At 35.8% G+C, this 17,903-nt stretch carries 15 protein-coding genes; 2 read left to right on the top strand and 13 right to left on the bottom strand.

The genetic code is table 11. The annotated features are described in order from the left end of the window. Nucleotides 1-5: 5 nt before the first annotated feature. The 3 genes from RT261_RS07245 to RT261_RS07235 are packed head-to-tail and all read right to left on the bottom strand — an operon-like array spanning nucleotide 6 to nucleotide 3,788. On the bottom strand, nucleotides 6-701 hold the full coding sequence (locus RT261_RS07245; RefSeq protein WP_313131192.1) for a response regulator transcription factor: 696 nt from the start codon (nucleotides 699-701) through the stop codon (nucleotides 6-8). Between the two features lie 12 nt (nucleotides 702-713). Further along, complete coding sequence (locus RT261_RS07240) at nucleotides 714-1,472, bottom strand: ABC transporter ATP-binding protein (protein ID WP_313131190.1); 759 nt, start codon at nucleotides 1,470-1,472, stop codon at nucleotides 714-716. 24 nt (nucleotides 1,473-1,496) lie between these two features. Beyond that, nucleotides 1,497-3,788, bottom strand: a complete 2,292-nt coding sequence (locus RT261_RS07235; RefSeq protein WP_313131187.1) for an FtsX-like permease family protein — start codon at nucleotides 3,786-3,788, stop codon at nucleotides 1,497-1,499. Between the two features lie 349 nt (nucleotides 3,789-4,137). On the opposite strand from RT261_RS07235, the gene RT261_RS07230 reads away from it, so the two are divergent. Continuing rightward, nucleotides 4,138-5,229, top strand: a complete 1,092-nt coding sequence (locus RT261_RS07230; RefSeq protein ID WP_313131185.1) for a D-alanine--D-alanine ligase family protein — start codon at nucleotides 4,138-4,140, stop codon at nucleotides 5,227-5,229. Nucleotides 5,230-5,241: 12 nt separating this feature from the next. Then, on the top strand, nucleotides 5,242-6,357 hold the full coding sequence (ablA, locus tag RT261_RS07225) for a lysine 2,3-aminomutase (RefSeq protein WP_313131183.1): 1,116 nt from the start codon (nucleotides 5,242-5,244) through the stop codon (nucleotides 6,355-6,357). A gap of 153 nt (nucleotides 6,358-6,510) precedes the next feature. On the opposite strand, the gene RT261_RS07220 is transcribed toward ablA, so the two are convergent. From RT261_RS07220 to RT261_RS07175, 10 genes are all read right to left on the bottom strand, one after another. Then, nucleotides 6,511-8,184, bottom strand: coding sequence for a flavin monoamine oxidase family protein (locus RT261_RS07220; RefSeq protein ID WP_313131180.1), 1,674 nt, complete (start codon nucleotides 8,182-8,184; stop codon nucleotides 6,511-6,513). Between the two features lie 68 nt (nucleotides 8,185-8,252). After that, a complete protein-coding gene (locus RT261_RS07215) occupies nucleotides 8,253-9,635 on the bottom strand; it encodes an MATE family efflux transporter (RefSeq protein ID WP_313131178.1) in 1,383 nt (460 codons plus the stop codon). Nucleotides 9,636-10,006: 371 nt separating this feature from the next. After that, nucleotides 10,007-10,852 (bottom strand): putative ABC transporter permease, encoded by an 846-nt coding sequence (locus RT261_RS07210; protein ID WP_313131177.1) that lies wholly within the window; start codon nucleotides 10,850-10,852, stop codon nucleotides 10,007-10,009. Between the two features lie 141 nt (nucleotides 10,853-10,993). Then, complete coding sequence (locus RT261_RS07205) at nucleotides 10,994-11,272, bottom strand: DUF2325 domain-containing protein (RefSeq protein WP_313131175.1); 279 nt, start codon at nucleotides 11,270-11,272, stop codon at nucleotides 10,994-10,996. 12 nt (nucleotides 11,273-11,284) lie between these two features. Next, nucleotides 11,285-11,902, bottom strand: coding sequence for a DUF3793 family protein (locus RT261_RS07200; RefSeq protein WP_313131173.1), 618 nt, complete (start codon nucleotides 11,900-11,902; stop codon nucleotides 11,285-11,287). Between the two features lie 331 nt (nucleotides 11,903-12,233). Continuing rightward, a complete protein-coding gene (locus tag RT261_RS07195) occupies nucleotides 12,234-13,991 on the bottom strand; it encodes an ABC transporter ATP-binding protein (protein WP_313131170.1) in 1,758 nt (585 codons plus the stop codon). A 91-nt stretch (nucleotides 13,992-14,082) separates the two neighbouring features. Further along, nucleotides 14,083-15,864 carry an ABC transporter ATP-binding protein gene (locus RT261_RS07190; protein ID WP_313131168.1) on the bottom strand — a complete coding sequence of 594 codons (1,782 nt, stop codon included), beginning with the start codon at nucleotides 15,862-15,864 and terminating at the stop codon, nucleotides 14,083-14,085. Nucleotides 15,865-16,012: 148 nt separating this feature from the next. Beyond that, nucleotides 16,013-17,020 carry a helix-turn-helix domain-containing protein gene (locus RT261_RS07185; RefSeq protein WP_313131164.1) on the bottom strand — a complete coding sequence of 336 codons (1,008 nt, stop codon included), beginning with the start codon at nucleotides 17,018-17,020 and terminating at the stop codon, nucleotides 16,013-16,015. Between the two features lie 107 nt (nucleotides 17,021-17,127). Further along, a complete protein-coding gene (locus RT261_RS07180; RefSeq protein ID WP_313131252.1) occupies nucleotides 17,128-17,547 on the bottom strand; it encodes a transcriptional repressor in 420 nt (139 codons plus the stop codon). A 76-nt stretch (nucleotides 17,548-17,623) separates the two neighbouring features. After that, on the bottom strand, nucleotides 17,624-17,764 hold the full coding sequence (locus tag RT261_RS07175) for a FeoB-associated Cys-rich membrane protein (RefSeq protein WP_313131162.1): 141 nt from the start codon (nucleotides 17,762-17,764) through the stop codon (nucleotides 17,624-17,626). Nucleotides 17,765-17,903: the final 139 nt, after the last annotated feature.

The raw sequence follows: 17,903 nt of genomic DNA, 5'->3' as shown, positions 1-17,903 counted from the left end.
CCCTTCTAATTAATGGAGAATTTATATCCAATTCCCCAAACCGTTTTTATGTAATCAATTTGATATTCTTTTAATTTTTCACGTATTCTTTTTATATATACCGCCACACTGCTAATGTCCCCATATTCCTTCATTCCCCAAATATTTTCATATAGTTGTTCCTTAGTAAATACTTGATTATTATGGCTGGCAAAAAAATAAAGGACCATGAATTCTTTGGTTGTAAAATTCACTTCAACCTCATCAATTTGGGCAGTGTAACTCTCCTTGGATAAAGTTAATCTCCCTGCCTTTACTTCCAAGCCGGCTCCTAACATCTCTTTCTCATTATGTGTTTTATCAAACCGCCGTAAATGAGCTTTTACCCGTGCAACTAATTCCAAAGGGCTAAAGGGTTTGGTAACGTAATCATCCGCACCAATTCCCAGACAAATAACTTTGTCCATCTCACCACTTTTGGCAGAAAGCATGATAATTGGAATATCCCGTGTTTCTCGTACTTTCTTACATATGGTCATTCCGTCTACTATAGGAAGCATGATGTCTAACAAGATCAAATCCGGTTTAAAATCTTCCACATATTTTAATCCCTTCTGACCATCAAATGCCAGCATAACTTCGTAACCTTCCACATCCAGATATTCACCTAATATTTCTGCCAATTCCTTTTCATCCTCAATAATTAGTACACGATGTGACATAGCTCCTCCTTACTACCAGCCTCTTTCTTTTAAGAAATCAAATAAAGTTTTTTCTCTTTCCTCTGATTCTTCTTTTTGAAAATTTCCCAGCTCCAATTCACCGTCAATTCTACCGTCTTTTATAAATATGACCCGGTTCCCCCTTACAGCCGCCTTTAAATCATGAGTAACCATAACTATACTTTGTCCGTTTTCATGTATTGCGGTAAAGGTATCTAATACATTCTCTCCAGCACTTGAATTTAACGCTCCCGTTGGTTCATCTGCAAAGATTAATTCCGGCTCATTAATGAGACTTCGACATATAGCCGTTCTTTGCATTTGTCCCCCCGATAACTGGCTCGGGAACTTATTCTCATGCTCCTTTAATCCTACCTGTTCTAATAAATCATCCACTTTGTGGATTAGCAGGCGTCTGTTTATTTTTGACTTATACGTAGGACTTATAATATTTTCTCTGATTGTTAGATCTGGTATCAGATTAATACCCTGAAATACAAAGCCGATATGATTTCTTCGGACAGATGCCAGCTCTTTCTCCTTACAATGGGTTATATTCCTTTCCTTTAAATATACATCACCGCTGGTAACTTTGTCCATACCACTTAGTAAATACATTAAAGTTGACTTACCGGAACCTGAGCTTCCCATAATTACCGTAAAGTCTTCCTTATAAATTTCTAAGTCCAGATTCTTAATTACATTATTAACTTCACCGTCCGTTACAAAGCTTTTACATATTTTATTGGTTTTTATCATACAAGTTTTCATATTTATGCAATTCTCCTTTCTCTCCTATTCTACTGTCAGCTCCGCAATGGGATTATCAAACAATGATTTAGATGAAAGTAATCCACTAATTATAAAAGCGAATAAAGCTAATAAATTACATAGCAAAAGTGATACAGGATCATAGGTTACTAAATATTCTTCGAATCCAAAAAATGACATAGATAGAATCATAAATCTTGGAAATATTATTACAAATAACGGTACTGTAATCAGTATGGAGACAGAAGCAATCAAAAAGATATAATAGATATTGGTTTTCAGCAGATGTCCGGCAGAATATCCAATTGCCTTATATATACTATTGATTTTACTGTTATTTTTATTTTTTAAATATACTATAGCTACTATATTTAAACCTCCCAAGATTAGAGCCATTACCATAAAAGGCCCTATAGCTGCTAATTGGGGTCCGCATATTGCATTCATAATATTTTCATATTTATTAAGACGAGGCGTGAACTTAGCCATATCTTTAAATTCATTGCTGTGACTATTTATAAAATCATTTGCTTGAAATCCTTCTTTTATATAAATGGAACCCTCTGTATAGTTAAGATCAATTTTATTCTCTACTAATGTAGAACCAAGCAATCTACACCTTTTTCCCATATTGAAAAAGCTTTGAAAAGTTCCGGAGATAAGTAAGGTTACTTTTTGATTATCCGAAAAAAAGATATCAATATAATCTCCAACCCCTTTCCCCAGTTTTTTAGCTACAAAATTCCCAATAGCAATTTCATTACTGTATTTCGGATTTCTTCCTTTCAAAACAGGCATTTCTAAATCTTCATAGGTTTCGTATATGTTAGAACTTATTATGGTATCTCCGATACCTTTTTTCCACTCGATAGAGACCGGATAATTTGAACAGGATTTTACAACCTTTTCAACCTCTTCAAAGTCTTCAACCTCCTTTACTGCATTCTCGAACTCATCGATATGAATGCTTTCCATAGATATATCATACTTGTCAAAACCCAGCCAATAATAATTATTACCGGGCATTCCCTTTATCAGGGTAATTGCAGTAGCGGCAAAATTTACACAAAAGGCAGATACAATGCAGGTAATAATTATAATGATGGTATTTTTTTTATCTCTTTTAATATTTCTTACTGCCATTGCAAGAGGTGAGAAATGAGTGATACTTGTTCCGGAACTTTTTCTCTTAATTCTTACATTATTTACTCCTTGAAATACTTCAATAGGCTTAATATTTTTTAATTTCTTCAGTACAAAATATACCTGTAGCAGTACGAAAGATATAATCACTCCCACACAGAAAACTCCCGCTGTGAAAATACCATTACTGCTATTCACACCAAGATTTTGGAAAGTAACCTTTGTAAAAGAATCGGATATAAATTTTGAACTGATTGCCCCAAGTACACTTCCTATAAGTACCAGAAATGAATAGAACTTCATATAAATTCCTATAATAAGGTTATTTTTATATCCCAAAGTCTTATAAATTGCAACAGATTTTTTATCTGTAATTAATGTGTTCTTAATCATATACTGAATCATAATTCCGCTAACCAGTAAAATCATTATGCTCATAGCAAGTAAGATTCCCCCTAATATCTGTTCTGTCATCTGATTGTCACTGATTCTGCCTTCTAAAGTAATTCCCCACCCCTCCAGTATCTTATTATTGCTTTCTCTATAAATATCAATCAGTTCCGTACCTTCCAGATCTGTATCTGTAAAAATGCTTAAATAATAATTACTATCTAAGTCCTGTGGCATCTCATTAATAATAATCTCTATGTCATACGAGATACTCATATTATAAGGTTCTGTATAAATACCTTTTACTATATAAGAGACACCTTCCGATATTTCTAAAACATCACCTGTTTCAATATTATCTTTATATGCTAAAACTCCTGGGATAAAACATTCATTTTTCTTTAAATTATTCATATCCCCTTCTAATATCCTGACGTTATCGTGAAGTCTTTCGTCGTAAACAACCAAATTCAGAAAATCTTCTATTTTCTTATCATTGAATTTTAAATTATCCTGGAGATAATTATATTCAATCATACTAACTTGTTCTACTTCTTCTAATTTTTCAAATTTTTCTTTCACTTTACTTGCATTTTCATAACTTTCTTCAAAAAGATATAATTTAAGAGCCGGGGATTTAGATTCCTCGGTCAGTTCTCTGTAAGGGCTTCCCAAGGAAGTCATAATGACAAGTGAGCTAGTCATTAGCATGGCACAAACCATGACAATCAAAACAATAAGAATACTTTGCAGCTTACGGTTTCGCAGTTTTTTTATCCACATAAAACATCCCCTCATTCTTTCTTATCAAGACATTTAATATATTATATAAACCATTTTACAATACAGATTTAAAATAAAAATAGTAAAATTATGAATAATTATGAATAAGATTATGCGCTTATTAATTCTTTAATTCAGGAAGCTCTGCCTGTAATACAGTTACAGTTTACAGTTACGACGTATTGAAACTTAAGAAAATTAAAAATTTAATTCAGCCTTTATTTTTGTTAATTTTTCATAAATTTCTCCCCTGTTTTTCGTTACTTTTTTGTTGACTTCTATCAAATTAAGGACTACACTCTTAACGAAATAAAGCAATAAAAAATTCAAAATAAGGATCGTGGTACATATGGATAATATTCCTGTGGATGAATCTTCCCATCCCCTGCGTGTAGGTTTGACCTACAATCTTAAGAAGAATGCATCAGAAAATGTTGCAGAAAATGAAGCTCCGGACATGGAGGCTGAATATGATAGTATGGAAACCGTTTTAGCTATTAAAAATGCCTTAGAAAGCGATGATTGTCGTATTGAACTTTTAGAAGCAACGGAAGATCTGCCTCTTAAATTAGCGAAACATGACATCGATATAGTTTTTAATATTGCTGAAGGCATTCAAGGAAGAGGGCGGGAAGCAGAAATTCCTGCCATTATGAATTTTTACAAAATTCCTTATACAGGGTCAGATGAGACTACTCTATGCCTTGCACTGGATAAGGCACTAACTAAGCGTGTCCTTGAAACTTATCAAATAAGGACACCAAAATACTTTGTCATATCAAAAGATGAGACAAAGTTCAATGACAGCTTTACGTTTCCTGCTATTGTTAAACCTAACGCAGAAGGTTCCAGCAAAGGTATTTCTGATGTTGCAATCGTTTCCAACCCAAGTGAGTTAAAAAGCTTAATATCTAAAAATATAAGCCTTTATCATCAGGATATGTTGGTAGAGGAATACATTGGTGGAAGAGAATTCACCGTAGGTATCCTTGGTAATGGAAGTGAATTGCGAGTATTTCCCCCTATGGAGATTGTATATTTGGATCAGCAAACCCCTTTCAATATCTATAGTTATAATGTAAAACAAAATTATAAAGAACTGATTCGCTATGAATGTCCTGCTGCAATCAGTAAAGAAATAGAAACTGAAATGGTGCAAACCGCCAAAAAAATATATGAAGTTCTTCAATGTAAGGATTTTGCCCGTATTGACTTTCGCCTTTCCCAAAGGGAAATTCCCAGGAGTGAGAATCCCCAGACGAGAAATTCTAATTCTGAGAAAATATATTTTATAGAAATTAATCCATTACCGGGGCTGGCCCCAGGTTATAGTGATTTCCCGATGATAGCAGAATTTAATGGTATGAATTATAATACCTTGGTTCGCAGTATTTTAAATAGTGCCCTAAAAAGACACGGCTTTCATTTTTATTTATCATAGGAGGGATTTATAATGACTGGAAAAAAAGATGGATTAAATGATTCGGAACCTTACCCCCACCAGTGGTATGACTGGAAATGGCAGTTTCGTAATAGAATAACCACAATTGAAGAACTTGAGAAAATCATTCATTTAAGTGAAAAAGAAAAGAAGGATATCGGTAGTTGTTTAGAACATTTTAGAATGGCAATTACCCCTTATTATGCCTCTTTAATGGATCCAAATGACCCCATGTGTCCCATCCGCATGCAGGCTGTTCCTACCATTCATGAAACTCAAATAGGATCCTACGAGTTGGCGGACCCTCTTGACGAAGAACGGGATAGCCCCGTGAAAAATATTGTACACCGTTATCCTGACCGTGTTCTTTTTCTTGTAACACATATGTGTTCTATGTATTGCAGACATTGTACAAGAAGAAGATCCGTCGGTGAAGAAGATTTTGTAATCAGTGATGCAGAGGTGGATGCAGCTATAAGCTACATTGCAAAGAATCCTAACATACGGGATGTTCTTTTATCCGGTGGTGATCCTCTAACCATGAGTGATGCAAGATTGGAAAAAATCATATCAAAGCTTAGAAATATTGAACACGTAGAGATTATTCGAATCGGAACCAGAGTTCCGGTGGTTATGCCAATGAGAATCACTTCTGAGCTTTTAACAATGCTTAAGAAGTATCATCCTATATGGATTAATACCCATTTTAACCATCCAAAAGAACTTACTCCGGAAGCTGTAAAAGCATGTGCCGATATCGTTAATGCAGGAATTCCTTTGGGTAACCAAAGTGTACTGCTTAAAAATATCAATGATAATACAGATATCATGAAAGAGTTATTGCTAAAACTGGTAAAAGCTAGAGTCAGACCTTACTATCTCTATCAGTGTGATATGAGTCAGGGACTTAGCCACTTTCGTACCAGAGTTGAAACCGGCATTGAAATTATCCAAAATCTAACCGGTACCATATCCGGATATGCAGTACCTAAATTTGTTATTGATGCACCTCATGGAGGCGGAAAGGTTCCTATGAATCCGGAATATATTATTTCCATGGATGATAATGAAGTCATTATGCGAAACTATGCAGGTCAGATTTATAAATATCCTCAACCTGTACAATAATAGAATTAAAATCAATAATACTAATATAATGAGAAATTAATTGAGTTATGTATTTACTGAAGACTAAGATGCTAAGAGACGGAAGCAAGCTGGATGCTATGTTTCCGTCTCTTAGTTTCTAAATGATATTTTATAATGGCATGGGACATATTTTTACTGCCGTGCATAATAAGCAAGATTATTTGCCGCAGATTTTCCCGTCTGCAAAGCACCCTGCATCCAACCATGCTTGTTTGATGTATGCTCTCCGGCAAAAAAGACTCTATTATTATATTCCGGTAATGCCATTACATAGGAAAAACGTTGATTTTGGCCTGGCAAAGCATATGCAAAAGCTCCGCGAAAGTTTGGTTTGTTGTCCCAAACCACTGTTTTAGCCTGTTCTACAATAGAATCCAAGAACCCTTCTGGTAATCCGTGTACTTCTTCTACCTCTCGTTTAACAAATTCTATTCTATCAGGTTCTTTCTGATTACCAACCCTGGTTCCATTTTGATTAAAAGAATAGGAACCTACAAGTACTCCAGGCTCATCTGGGGAACATGTACTCTCCCCCTGACAAAAGTTGTGATCAGAAGGATATACAATAGATTGAATCGGTAGGTCTGTAAAGGATATTCCTCCAAGAATATTACCGTAATATGTATTAGCTTCCCAAAAACGTTGATTGCAAAGAAAAATGGTTTTTTGCGCATTGATATAATTAAATTCTAAGATGGACTGCATCTTGGGATTACTAAAGTAAGGCTTGATTTCCAGCGTTCTTAATATGGAAAAAGGAATTGTGCATATCACATAGTCAAATACCTCCATCATGCTTTCTCCATCTTGCTGTACTCTGCTTTTTAAATGAACCCTGTTGTTATTTACATCCTGATAGATACCTTCAACAAAATTACCGAACCTATAATCCACGTTTCCAAGATGGTAATCCGGTATGTCATAATAAAGGGAAGGATCCGGTGTTGTAAAGGTCTGATAGAAAGCAAGGGGAAGATTAACCATTCCTCCTTTTATGCGATACAAATTTCTATAATCCATGGTATATTCTTCTTTTATAAATTCATCATATGCCGTCTCTAAAATAGAACCAATTGAGGGTTCTACACCAGATACCAAGCTAATGGCTTCCTGTGACAGAACTAATGACTCTAACGCTTCTCGAATGCTTGTATTCATAATCCTTGCTATTTCTTCTGAGTAAGTTGGCTGAATAGTAATTAGTTCCGCTCTTTGCTCCGGTGTTAATTGATTCAGAATATACGTAGTAACATATTGATTCAGTTCAGGCCATGGTGTACTTCTCTCCCATTCTTCCAAATTATACTTAGGATATAACAAATCTGTAATTGAATCTGTTGCTCTTAATCTGGTATTATGAACGTATAAAAAATTGTTTCGAAGGGGAGAGGACAAGGAAACAGTATCTAAATTCAATTGGTTAATATAATACCAGGTTGTTTCATGAGATACCGGAATTCTCATAGGACCAAATTCGCCATAATACTTTTTATCCGGATCAAAATAGTAAGTATAAACTCTACCGCCGATTCTGTTTTCAGAAGCTTCGAACACAGTAATATCCGCGCCTGTTTTTCTAAGTTCATAGGCGGCTGCCATACCTGCCAGCCCACCGCCAATAATACCGACTCTAACACCTTTTAATTCTCCCGGTGCAGCATAATCTGTAATGTCTGGAGGAGGACTCAATAAATATATAATATTATCGTAATCTTCTGCCCTTCCTTCACGGGCCAGGCTGTCTCTCAGTATTTCATGTCTTTCTTCATTGGTTGGGTTAGTTGCTGGATTTATAGGGACACTCATGTTTAATACCTTTCAGATTCTTCCATTATAATATATTAAACATGAGTAACAATATATGCCTTTACCTTCTAAATCCTAATTTCTACATTGCCATAACGCTTGTCCTTCAATTCTTTTAGAATCATAATAATAGCCACTGTTCCAGCCGTAAAATCCGCAATTGGTCCGGCAAACAATATACCGTCAATTCCAATTATTGTTGGTAAAATCAATATAAGAGGCAATAAGAAAAGAATCTGTCTGGTCAATGAAAGGAAAACACCTTTTTGAGGCTTCCCAATTGCCGTAAAGAAATTGGAGGTAATGGGCTGCAAAAAATTTAAAAAGGTAAATAATAAAAATATTCTGAAATATCTTTCCGCAAACCGGTAGTATTCATCTGAACCGTCTCCAAATAAGGAAATAATCTGCCTTGGTAAAAATTGAAACATTAAAAATGCTGCCAATGCTATTCCAAATCCATAGGAAATTGCCCGTATATACGCACTCTTTACCCGTCTATACTTTGCTGCTCCATAGTTAAAACTTACAATTGGCTGTAACCCTTGGGATATCCCAATAATAAAGGAAAAGAATACTTGATTAACCTTAGTAATAATTCCTGCGCTGGCTAAAGGAATTGATATCCCATAGTCGGACAATTCACCATAATGCGCCAATGATTTATTCATGATAATCTGCACTACCATCATTGCAAGCTGATTACTGCAAGGTGCCGCTCCAAGGGACGTGATTCTTCCAATATATTTTCTTCTTATCTTCAAATGTTCCTTTTTCATTGTTGCAGTTTTAAAATGACGTAAGTAGTAAAGTGCCAAGCAGCCAGAGATGGTTTGTCCAATAATGGTTGCAATAGCAGCTCCTTGTATTCCCATATTAAAACCAAATACAAATAAGGCATCCAGTATAGTATTAATGATTGCTCCGGTAAGATTACAAATCATAGTAAATTTGGGGCTTCCGTCTGCACGTATCAGATGACCTCCCCCTGTTGCAAGTATTAAAAAGGGAAATCCAAAAGCTGTTATGCCCGTATAAACTTTTGCATAACCAAGTATTTCCGGATGAGCTCCAAAAAATTTCAACATAGGACTTAAAAAGAGAAGGGTAATGGCAGTTAATACTACACCGCAGCCAAATAACATCACCACCGCATTCCCAATATAGTAAACGGCTTTATCTTTATCTCCTTTTCCCATGGAAAGATTGAATGCAGATGCTCCGCCAATTCCAAACAGCAGAGAAATAGCAATACAGGAAATCGTAAGAGGGAATGCAATATTGGTTGCAGCATTTCCTAATTGACCTACACTTCTTCCTATAAAAAACTGATCTACGATGTTATACAAGGCACTTACCAGCATAGAAATAACACTGGGTATCGCAAATTGTTTCAGTAATCTATTTATTGGTACTGTTTCTAAATGGTTTATTTTTGTTTTTTTTTCCATATTCGCACTCCCATTCTTTCAAATGTTTTTAATACACTTTTTTATCAGATAGCATCTAAATATAGTTTTTTCATTAGTTGAATCTTCTTAAACATAGATTTGTTTCATTGGCTGAGTCGTTCTTAAACATAGATTTGTTTCATTAATTGAGTCTTCTTAAACATAGATTCATTTCATTGGCTGAGCCTTCTTAAAACATAGATTCGTTTCATTAGTTGAGCCTGCCTAAATATAACTTCATCTCATTAGTTAAGTCTTCTTAAAAAAAAGTTGATACTGCAACTAAGTATATCTCTTTTTTGTTGCAATATCAACTATTCATTCTCTTACTATTAACTTGAAACTTTCCCTAATACACCGCTTTCTTTGGCTTAGCGCTCATCCTCATCCTGATTTTTTCCTATGATTTTTTCCTTTAAATGTTCTAATTCTAGTTTATATTTAGAAGAGGATATTTGCGGAAAGGCCTTAATGATTCTGCTTCTACCAAAAAAGTTTTTACTAAGAATCTTATCTCTTTGTTCTTTAAGATTTTCCAACTGTTCTTTTGGACCCTTTAAATTAGACAGTACATTGGTCTTTAATTCTTCTGTTACTTTTTTTGATTCTTCCAACTTACTTGCAACCCTTATACTATTCGTAGAAATCTTTTTACCAATACCATCGGAAAAGCTATGTATTTTCTCTGCTATTTTGTTGGCTTCTTCCAGTTGCTTATTAATTTTAAGTACTGTTTGTGCTGTAGCAAAAACATCAACAAATAGAATTAAGTAAAAGATCGCCAACATAACCCATCCCATGCGTGTGGGAACGACTGCTATAAAATGAATAATTCCCGGCTGCACGATTTCCATAACAAACAGGCACGCAAGTCCCCAAAGTACAGAGAATTTTAAACAAACATACCCTTTTATATTAAAGGGTAAATCCGAATAATCCCACCATCTTTGTTTGAACATCTTTTCTAATACCCATCCGGTTAGAAACTCTATTATAGTGGTAACAAGGACTGCTCCAATAAACAGCATCCACTTACTCTCCTGTATTGGCGTTAACAAGCTGATAACAGCAGCCACACCGAATCCATACACAGGACATAGAGGTCCATTTAAAAAGCCTCTGTTTACGAACTTTCCTAAATCCACTGCTGCGAATGCCACTTCTGTGCACCATCCAAAAAAAGCATAAATTATAAAAAACCATAAGTATTCATACATATTATCACTCTCTGCCTCATAAATTTATTGCATTAACGATTAATGCTATTTGTTAACTGCAATAGTTTTTAATTAATATTTATTATTAAAGGCAATTTTATAATAATTTTAGATAATAGTCAATTAAGTAAATCTAAAAAATTAAGCATAAGCCTTTAAAATGTCATTTAAAGCACTTTTGCTGCTGGTATGGCTCCTTACAATTTCTGCGTTCTTCTTCTCAGCTTCTACTAATGCACACCGAACCATTTTATGTGATACCGTATTGGTAAAGAGAATAACCAGATCCGGTTCCCCGATCTGATCGCTAAGTCTGGCAGACATCTGGGTAAATACTTTTGCTTTACAATTGTACTGCTTACAGATTTCTTTATATTGACAGACCATTCTGTCATGACCTCCAATGATTACTACGCTCATATTATTTTCCTCCTAAACTACTGCCCTTTGCAGCTTGGCTTCACTGTAAATATTAATAATTTCTCTTATACTCATCCCGCAAGAGGTTAACTGTATTACCCTTTCCCTTGCCCGTTCAAAACTTTGGAACAATTGCATTTTTAAAGGTAAGTTTTTGTAGACTTTCCAGTATCCGGAATGTAAAAAATTCTTTCCTGTATTTTCAATAAATCCATGTACGTCCTCCACTGGATACCCCAAAAACAAGCCCATTTCATGAGGAAAGTCTATTTCTCCATTCGCATACATTTTATATCGTTTACGAAATAGTATTAACAGACTCTTTAAGTCATAGTTTCTGTACCCCAATTGGGCGAGCAATGTTCTAACCTTTTTTTGGGAAAGGTATGCCTTCATTTCTCTTTCTTTATACAGCAAAAATATGGTCTTTCCATCTGATACATGTAATACAAAGCACACTATACCGGTGCCCTTTAATATTTCTTTTACTCTGGCAGCATTATCATTTTGTACAATCAATAAGTTGGATATTTTTAAACCAGTTATTAATGGGGCGCATTGCAGTGCAAATTGGGTTTCAATATTCTTTAAATCCATTCCCTGGATGATTTGAAATACTTCCTGACTCATAAATCCCCTTCTTTCTTTTGGTTAGTCATGTCTAACTAATGTTTATATTATCTAATTTTAAGACATTCGTCAAGTATGTTAATGATACAATTTTATCAATAAAACTTATTTATTTCTTATTCTTTCACTCCGGATCTTATAAAAGGTCATCTTATTTGAAATCTACCTTTAACCAGTGGGCATAAATAATTAGTTTCTCTTAATAATGCCACTTGTAATTGCTATACTTTATTATAAAAAATAAGCCATGCTCATTGATTTTTTCTTCTCAATAAGCATGGCTTTTATCCACTTAGATCTCTACTATATGTTTTTCTTAGATTTTAATAACTTATAAAGTCCACTCCGCTGACTTTGTCTGTAACTCCCATAATTTATGATATAATCCGCCTGTCTTTAAAAGTTCATCATGGGTTCCTTCTTCTGCCACACCGCCTTCAGCAAGTACTACAATGTGATCTGCTCCTGCTATTGTCCGCATTCTATGGGCAATGACAAGAACTGTCTTATTCCTTACCAGCCTGGATAGTGCTTTCTGAACTTTGGATTCATTCTCTACATCAAGTGATGCTGTGGCTTCATCAAGAAGTATAATGGGAGCGTCTTTTAACAAAGCTCTTGCTATAGAGATTCTCTGTCTTTCCCCACCGGAAAGAGTGGAGCCGTTCTCCCCTATCACTGTTTGATACCCCTGAGGCATCTTTTCTATAAACTCTTCACACATTGCCATTCTAGCCGCCTGAATTACTTCCTTATCAGTAGCTCCTCGTCTGCCCAGACGTATGTTTTCCATAATCGTATTGTTAAACAGTACCACATCCTGAAAAACGATGGCATAGTTCTTTAAAAGTTCCTCCGGTTCAATTTCAGAAATATTATTTCCACCTACGGTAATCTTACCGGACTGCACATCCCAAAATCTTGCTGCAAGCTTACTTACCGTACTTTTTCCACCGCCGGATGGTCCTACTAATGCAGTAACCTCTCCCTGCTTAGCTATAAAACTTACATCATTTAATACATTCTCGGAACCATCATTTTCCTTTGTATTATATGCAAATCCTACATGATCAAAGTAGATATCATAATGTCCAAATTCAACATCCTCTTTTCCTGTCTGAATTTTCTGATTCTGAATCTCTTTCATTCGTTCAATCTTAAGTTCTGTAGCAAAAACTGCAGCTAAATTCTGCAAAGCCATAGCAAGAGGATCGAATACTCTGGAAGCTGCAATAAGGAACATAAGAAGTGTGAGAAAATCAATCTTTCCACCCATAATCAGCTTGGCTCCCGCCAGAATCAGTGTAGCCACTCCAACCCTTAATAACATCTGTGCCGATATAACAAATATCGCTGTATATATTTCTGCCTTGATGTTCAATTTCTCTGCTGCAACCAGTGTTTTATCAACTTTTGCCAGATACCGTTCTGATTGGTTATTGGCTTTTATTTCCCTGATTGTTTCCAAACATTCCTGAATCGTATCAGCTCGTTCCAGCTTAGAATTATCATGAAGTTTATTGGCTCTATCCTGCTGTTTTCTTCCTCCCACGGTAATGGCAAAGGCCATGGGAACCACCCAAAGCAATGCCGCAGCTAATCTCCAATCCGTAAGCAGCAGTCCGATTCCCACGAATACCACTGCAAGTACTGCACCAAATAGCTCCGGTATAAAATGAGAAAACGCAGTTTCCATTCCGGCACAGTCTGTCATAATTGTAGTTGTTAAATCAGACAAGTCTTTTTTCCCAAAGAAAGATAAAGGTATCTTTCTCATTTTCTCAGCAATGCTGATTCTTTGGTTGGCACTTTCTTCATAAGAGGATAAGAAAGTAGCATTATACTGATTTTTTTGAAATATCCAGATAACTCCCAATATAATAACTGAAATTATAATGTATACGTATAGAGGGAGTATCTTTTCCACTCCTCCTATATAAGGGGCCAATAATGCCCGTAATACTGTGTATAATAATCCCACCGGGAACATAAAACTGATGTATGTTAAAGTACATGCAATAATTGCTTTCACCAGATCCTTTGCCCCTTTTTCACTTAAAGCAAATTTATTGATAAAAAATTGTGTCATTTTGACCTCCATTCCGATGCTCTATCACCTTTTAATAATGACAGTAATTTTCTGTTCTGGAACAAACTTCCTGTCGAAAAAACTTGTTTTTTCAACTCACTTTCCCTTCTTTTACTTTCCATGAGATGGAGGTCTGATATTCTTCCCACATTCTTTGGTATAAGCCACCTTTCTCAAGAAGCTGTGCATGTGTACCGCTTTCCTTGATTTTACCGCCTTCAATTACCATGATTTTATCCGCATTCTTTACCGTAGACAAACGGTGGGCAATCATCAATACTGTTTTTCCTTTTGTAAGTTCCGCAAAAGCCTCCTGAATCTTATGCTCATTTTCCGGATCGGCAAAAGCAGTGGCTTCATCCAAAAGTATAATAGGAGCATCCTTTAATATGGCTCTTGCAAGTGCAATTCGCTGTGCCTCTCCTCCGGAAAGATAAGTACCTTTACTTCCCACTATTGTATCAATGCCATGAGGCAATTTTTCAAATATTTCTTCACATTGTGCAGCTTTTGCTGCTTTCATAACCTGTTCCCTTGTTGCCTCCGGTTTTGAAAATCTAATGTTCTCAAAAAGACTGGTTTTAAAAAGTCTTGTATTCTGGAACACAAAAGATACCTTTTTCATCAATTCCTCCGTTGGAATATTTTTAACACTTACCCCTCCTATTGTTATACTTCCCTTGTCCGTATCAAAGAAACGGGGAATCAGGGAGGCAACCGTTGTTTTTCCTCCACCGGATGGTCCCACTAAAGCCACTGTACTTCCTTCTTTAATGGAAAATGACATATTACGTATAGCAGGCTGGGCAGCTCCTGGATAGGAAAAAGTTACCTCCTTAAATTCTATATCCCTATGAGCCGGCGTTTTTCTCTCAGTTCCTGCAGGCTCTTTAAGTACTTTTTCTTCCAATATCCCATTGATTCTGGTTGCCGCATCTTTTGCCAACATAAGATTTTCACTGGAAAACATGATTTTATTCATTGTAACCGTGATAATAGGAGTAAAAATACAATAGAAAATAAAATCAGATAAGAACTTCTGGGGGTTTACCGCTGCCGGTATCATCAGAATACCCGCTGGTATCAAAAGTGCAAAGACGGAATTCATGGACACCGTATAATTACACATGGGAATCCGTAAACTGATTGTATAGTTCACTGCCCATTTTTTGTACCTCATTATAGAATCATGAAAATTCTTAAAAGAAAATACCGACTGCCCAAAAGTTTTTACAACAGGGATTCCTCTTATGTATTCTACCGCTTCATTGTTCATATCTTCCAAAGCATTCTGGTATTCTCTCATGGCTTCTGCCATATTAGGTCCCATCATACGGCTTAGGAAGAACATACTGATTATAATAGGAATTAGACTGATAAGTCCCAATCGCCAGTCAAAGGCAAATAACAGAATCAGCATTGCAACAGGAGTTACAAGTGCTCCGGCTAAATCTGGCAGTATGTGTGCAAGAAAAGTCTCTGTTTGGCCGGCACTTTCATCAATAATACGTCTTAGTTTACCGGTTCCATTGGTATCAAAGTATCCAAGGGGTAATTTTACAATATGATGCAGTGTTTTGCTTCTCATATTTCTTGCGGTACGGAAGGCTGCAATATGTGTACACATCAATGCCCCTCCATAAATTAAAATTCCCACAAGGGCAAAGATAACAGCAATCCATCCATACTGCGTCAAATTCTTTGCATCTTGAATATTGGGCATTACTTTCAGAACTTCATAAGCAATTTTCCAAATACACAGAAATGGCACCAACATTAATACGGAACTGATGCCGGATAATACGCATCCTAAATATGTCAGATATTTATAATTACCTGCAAAATCAAGGATTCCTTTTTTCTTATTTTTCAATTATGACACCTCCATTTATTAGTTGCTACTAATAATTAGTAATTACTAAAGAGTACTGACTACTAATGGTTAGTAATCACTAACTATTCTCTTTTAAAAAAAGCACCACAATGGCGCTTTTTCTTATTTCTTATTCATTTTATTGCTTTTATGCATATTTTTCTACTCCATTCCGGCGCATTTCACTCCATTCAGGCATAGTTTCCCTGCTTTTTCGAAATTCCTTAGGTGTAATCCCTATTACATCCTTAAACGCTGCTGAAAACTTACTGCCATTCTCATATCCCACACAATTGGCAATATTCAAAATTGACGCTTCTGTCTCCAATAACATTTTTGCAGCTTCCTGCATTCGATACTCCTTTATATATGCATAGATTCCACTGTCAAATACCCCTTTAAAGCACTTTTTCATGGAGGTTAAAGCTATGTCATGTTCTATTGCAAGTTGTTCCAAGGTATATTTTTTATCCAGATTCTCCACTAATTGTCTCTGTATATTCTTCACTTTTTGAACATGGATTTTTGAATAGTATACTCTTTCCTCTTTTTCCTCCTGTTCAAACGCACTTAAAAATAAAATTACCTCTAATACCTTTAACCGAAAATATTCCTGCTTGATCTTCTCCGGAACATGGTACAATTCATGGAATATATGTTCCATGGACTCATTTTCTCTGGTCACATAAAACCCTGTGTCCTTGCAAAAAGTAGTAAAGATCTTGTTTAAGTCAATTTTATTTTTTCCAAATTGCTTATCAATTTCCCTCTGTGCAATTTTAGGTATAACTAAAATAGATACTCCATGATAGTGAGATACGGGGAAATAAGACTGATGACAAGTTCCATCCTTCCGGTTCATGGAAAAGTCCCCTTTTGCCATATAAAGATAGTCTCCGCTATTGAATTCACACTCGATCCTACCCTCATTACAGTGATTAATTTCGTACATATCTTCCTGAGGCAAAACGTCCACATGAATACCCTCCATATGCACGTCGTTGTACACAATTGTAATCCCATCAAATACCTGATAACTGGTCATCTCTGCTTTTCCGGTTTCATCTGTTATCTGATATAGAGACATATTATCTTTTCTTTCTAATACTTTTACTCTGCTTCCATAAAACAATTCTTCCCGCATTAAAGATTCCACATAGGTACCTCCTAAGCTTTTTGAATTTTTGATCCTATAATAACAAAAGCCATCATCACGGCAGCTTTACTACCATGTGACAGCTTTTGCATTTTGTGTGTTCTGTTTCATGCTTCACTTTTGTCACAACTGCACTGTTTCACAACCACACTGCGTATTTCCTGGCCGTTCATATAACCACAGGCAGACAGTCCCGCATGTATAACCGTATTCCATTTATTGGCTGATAAATGACAGACGGTGTCGTCATCAAATTCTACCGTACAAACATTTTCCATCTCACATTCAGCACCACAGGCAATCTTATACATATTCTTTCGGCTGATTGCCCCTATCTCCTCCAGTGTATTTATCATACGATATACCGTTGCTGTTCCAATCCTATTATCTTTCTCTACTGCCCGATAGAAAATCTCCTTACAACAGGAGCATTCTTCCTCCAGAATAATGTCCAGCAAGGTCAATCTTTGTTTGGTAATCCTGCAGCCTTTTTCTTTCAGTTTTTGAAGTACCATTTCTTTCTGCATCTGTGTCCTGTGATAGTTTCTATAATCCCGGGGCTTTTTTCCTGGCTTTTTTACTTCCTGCTCCAATGCATTCCTCCTACCTGTGGCAATGACCTCCGCAATGCTTGCAATCGTCACCACATTGTATTGATTTTCCATTTCGTTTATCACGAATCATGCCTTTTACTATAAAACTTACTATTCCCAAAACTACAATTCCTGTAATTAATGTACCCATAATAACCTCGATTCTGGTGCTTTAGCACCTTCTAATAGCAGAGTAAATTTGTGCCATATACAAATTTACCGGCTGAAAAACCTTTTTCAACCTGATCTCGATTTTGGTGCTTTAGCACCTTTTGAGAAACAGGCCCGCG

Origin of the sequence: Anaerocolumna sp., assembly GCF_032079385.1 — a bacterium.
Classification (GTDB): Bacteria; Bacillota; Clostridia; order Lachnospirales; family Lachnospiraceae; genus Anaerocolumna.
The sequence above is the reverse complement of the archived record's forward strand: the minus strand, read 5'-3'. Positions and strand labels throughout refer to the sequence as shown.

Bases quoted from the DNA above. Each gene is read 5' to 3' on its own strand.
- RT261_RS07210 (WP_313131177.1), bottom strand. From the start codon at position 10,852: ATGTATGAATACTTATGGTTTTTTATAATTTATGCTTTTTTTGGATGG.
- RT261_RS07180 (WP_313131252.1), bottom strand. From the start codon at position 17,547: ATGCAGAAAGAAATGGTACTTCAAAAACTGAAAGAAAAAGGCTGCAGG.
- RT261_RS07235 (WP_313131187.1), bottom strand. From the start codon at position 3,788: ATGTGGATAAAAAAACTGCGAAACCGTAAGCTGCAAAGTATTCTTATT.
- RT261_RS07230 (WP_313131185.1), top strand. From the start codon at position 4,138: ATGGATAATATTCCTGTGGATGAATCTTCCCATCCCCTGCGTGTAGGT.
- RT261_RS07245 (WP_313131192.1), bottom strand. From the start codon at position 701: ATGTCACATCGTGTACTAATTATTGAGGATGAAAAGGAATTGGCAGAA.
- RT261_RS07195 (WP_313131170.1), bottom strand. From the start codon at position 13,991: ATGACACAATTTTTTATCAATAAATTTGCTTTAAGTGAAAAAGGGGCA.
- RT261_RS07175 (WP_313131162.1), bottom strand. From the start codon at position 17,764: ATGGGTACATTAATTACAGGAATTGTAGTTTTGGGAATAGTAAGTTTT.
- RT261_RS07205 (WP_313131175.1), bottom strand. From the start codon at position 11,272: ATGAGCGTAGTAATCATTGGAGGTCATGACAGAATGGTCTGTCAATAT.
- ablA (WP_313131183.1), top strand. From the start codon at position 5,242: ATGACTGGAAAAAAAGATGGATTAAATGATTCGGAACCTTACCCCCAC.
- RT261_RS07240 (WP_313131190.1), bottom strand. From the start codon at position 1,472: ATGAAAACTTGTATGATAAAAACCAATAAAATATGTAAAAGCTTTGTA.
- RT261_RS07215 (WP_313131178.1), bottom strand. From the start codon at position 9,635: ATGGAAAAAAAAACAAAAATAAACCATTTAGAAACAGTACCAATAAAT.
- RT261_RS07220 (WP_313131180.1), bottom strand. From the start codon at position 8,184: ATGAGTGTCCCTATAAATCCAGCAACTAACCCAACCAATGAAGAAAGA.
- RT261_RS07200 (WP_313131173.1), bottom strand. From the start codon at position 11,902: ATGAGTCAGGAAGTATTTCAAATCATCCAGGGAATGGATTTAAAGAAT.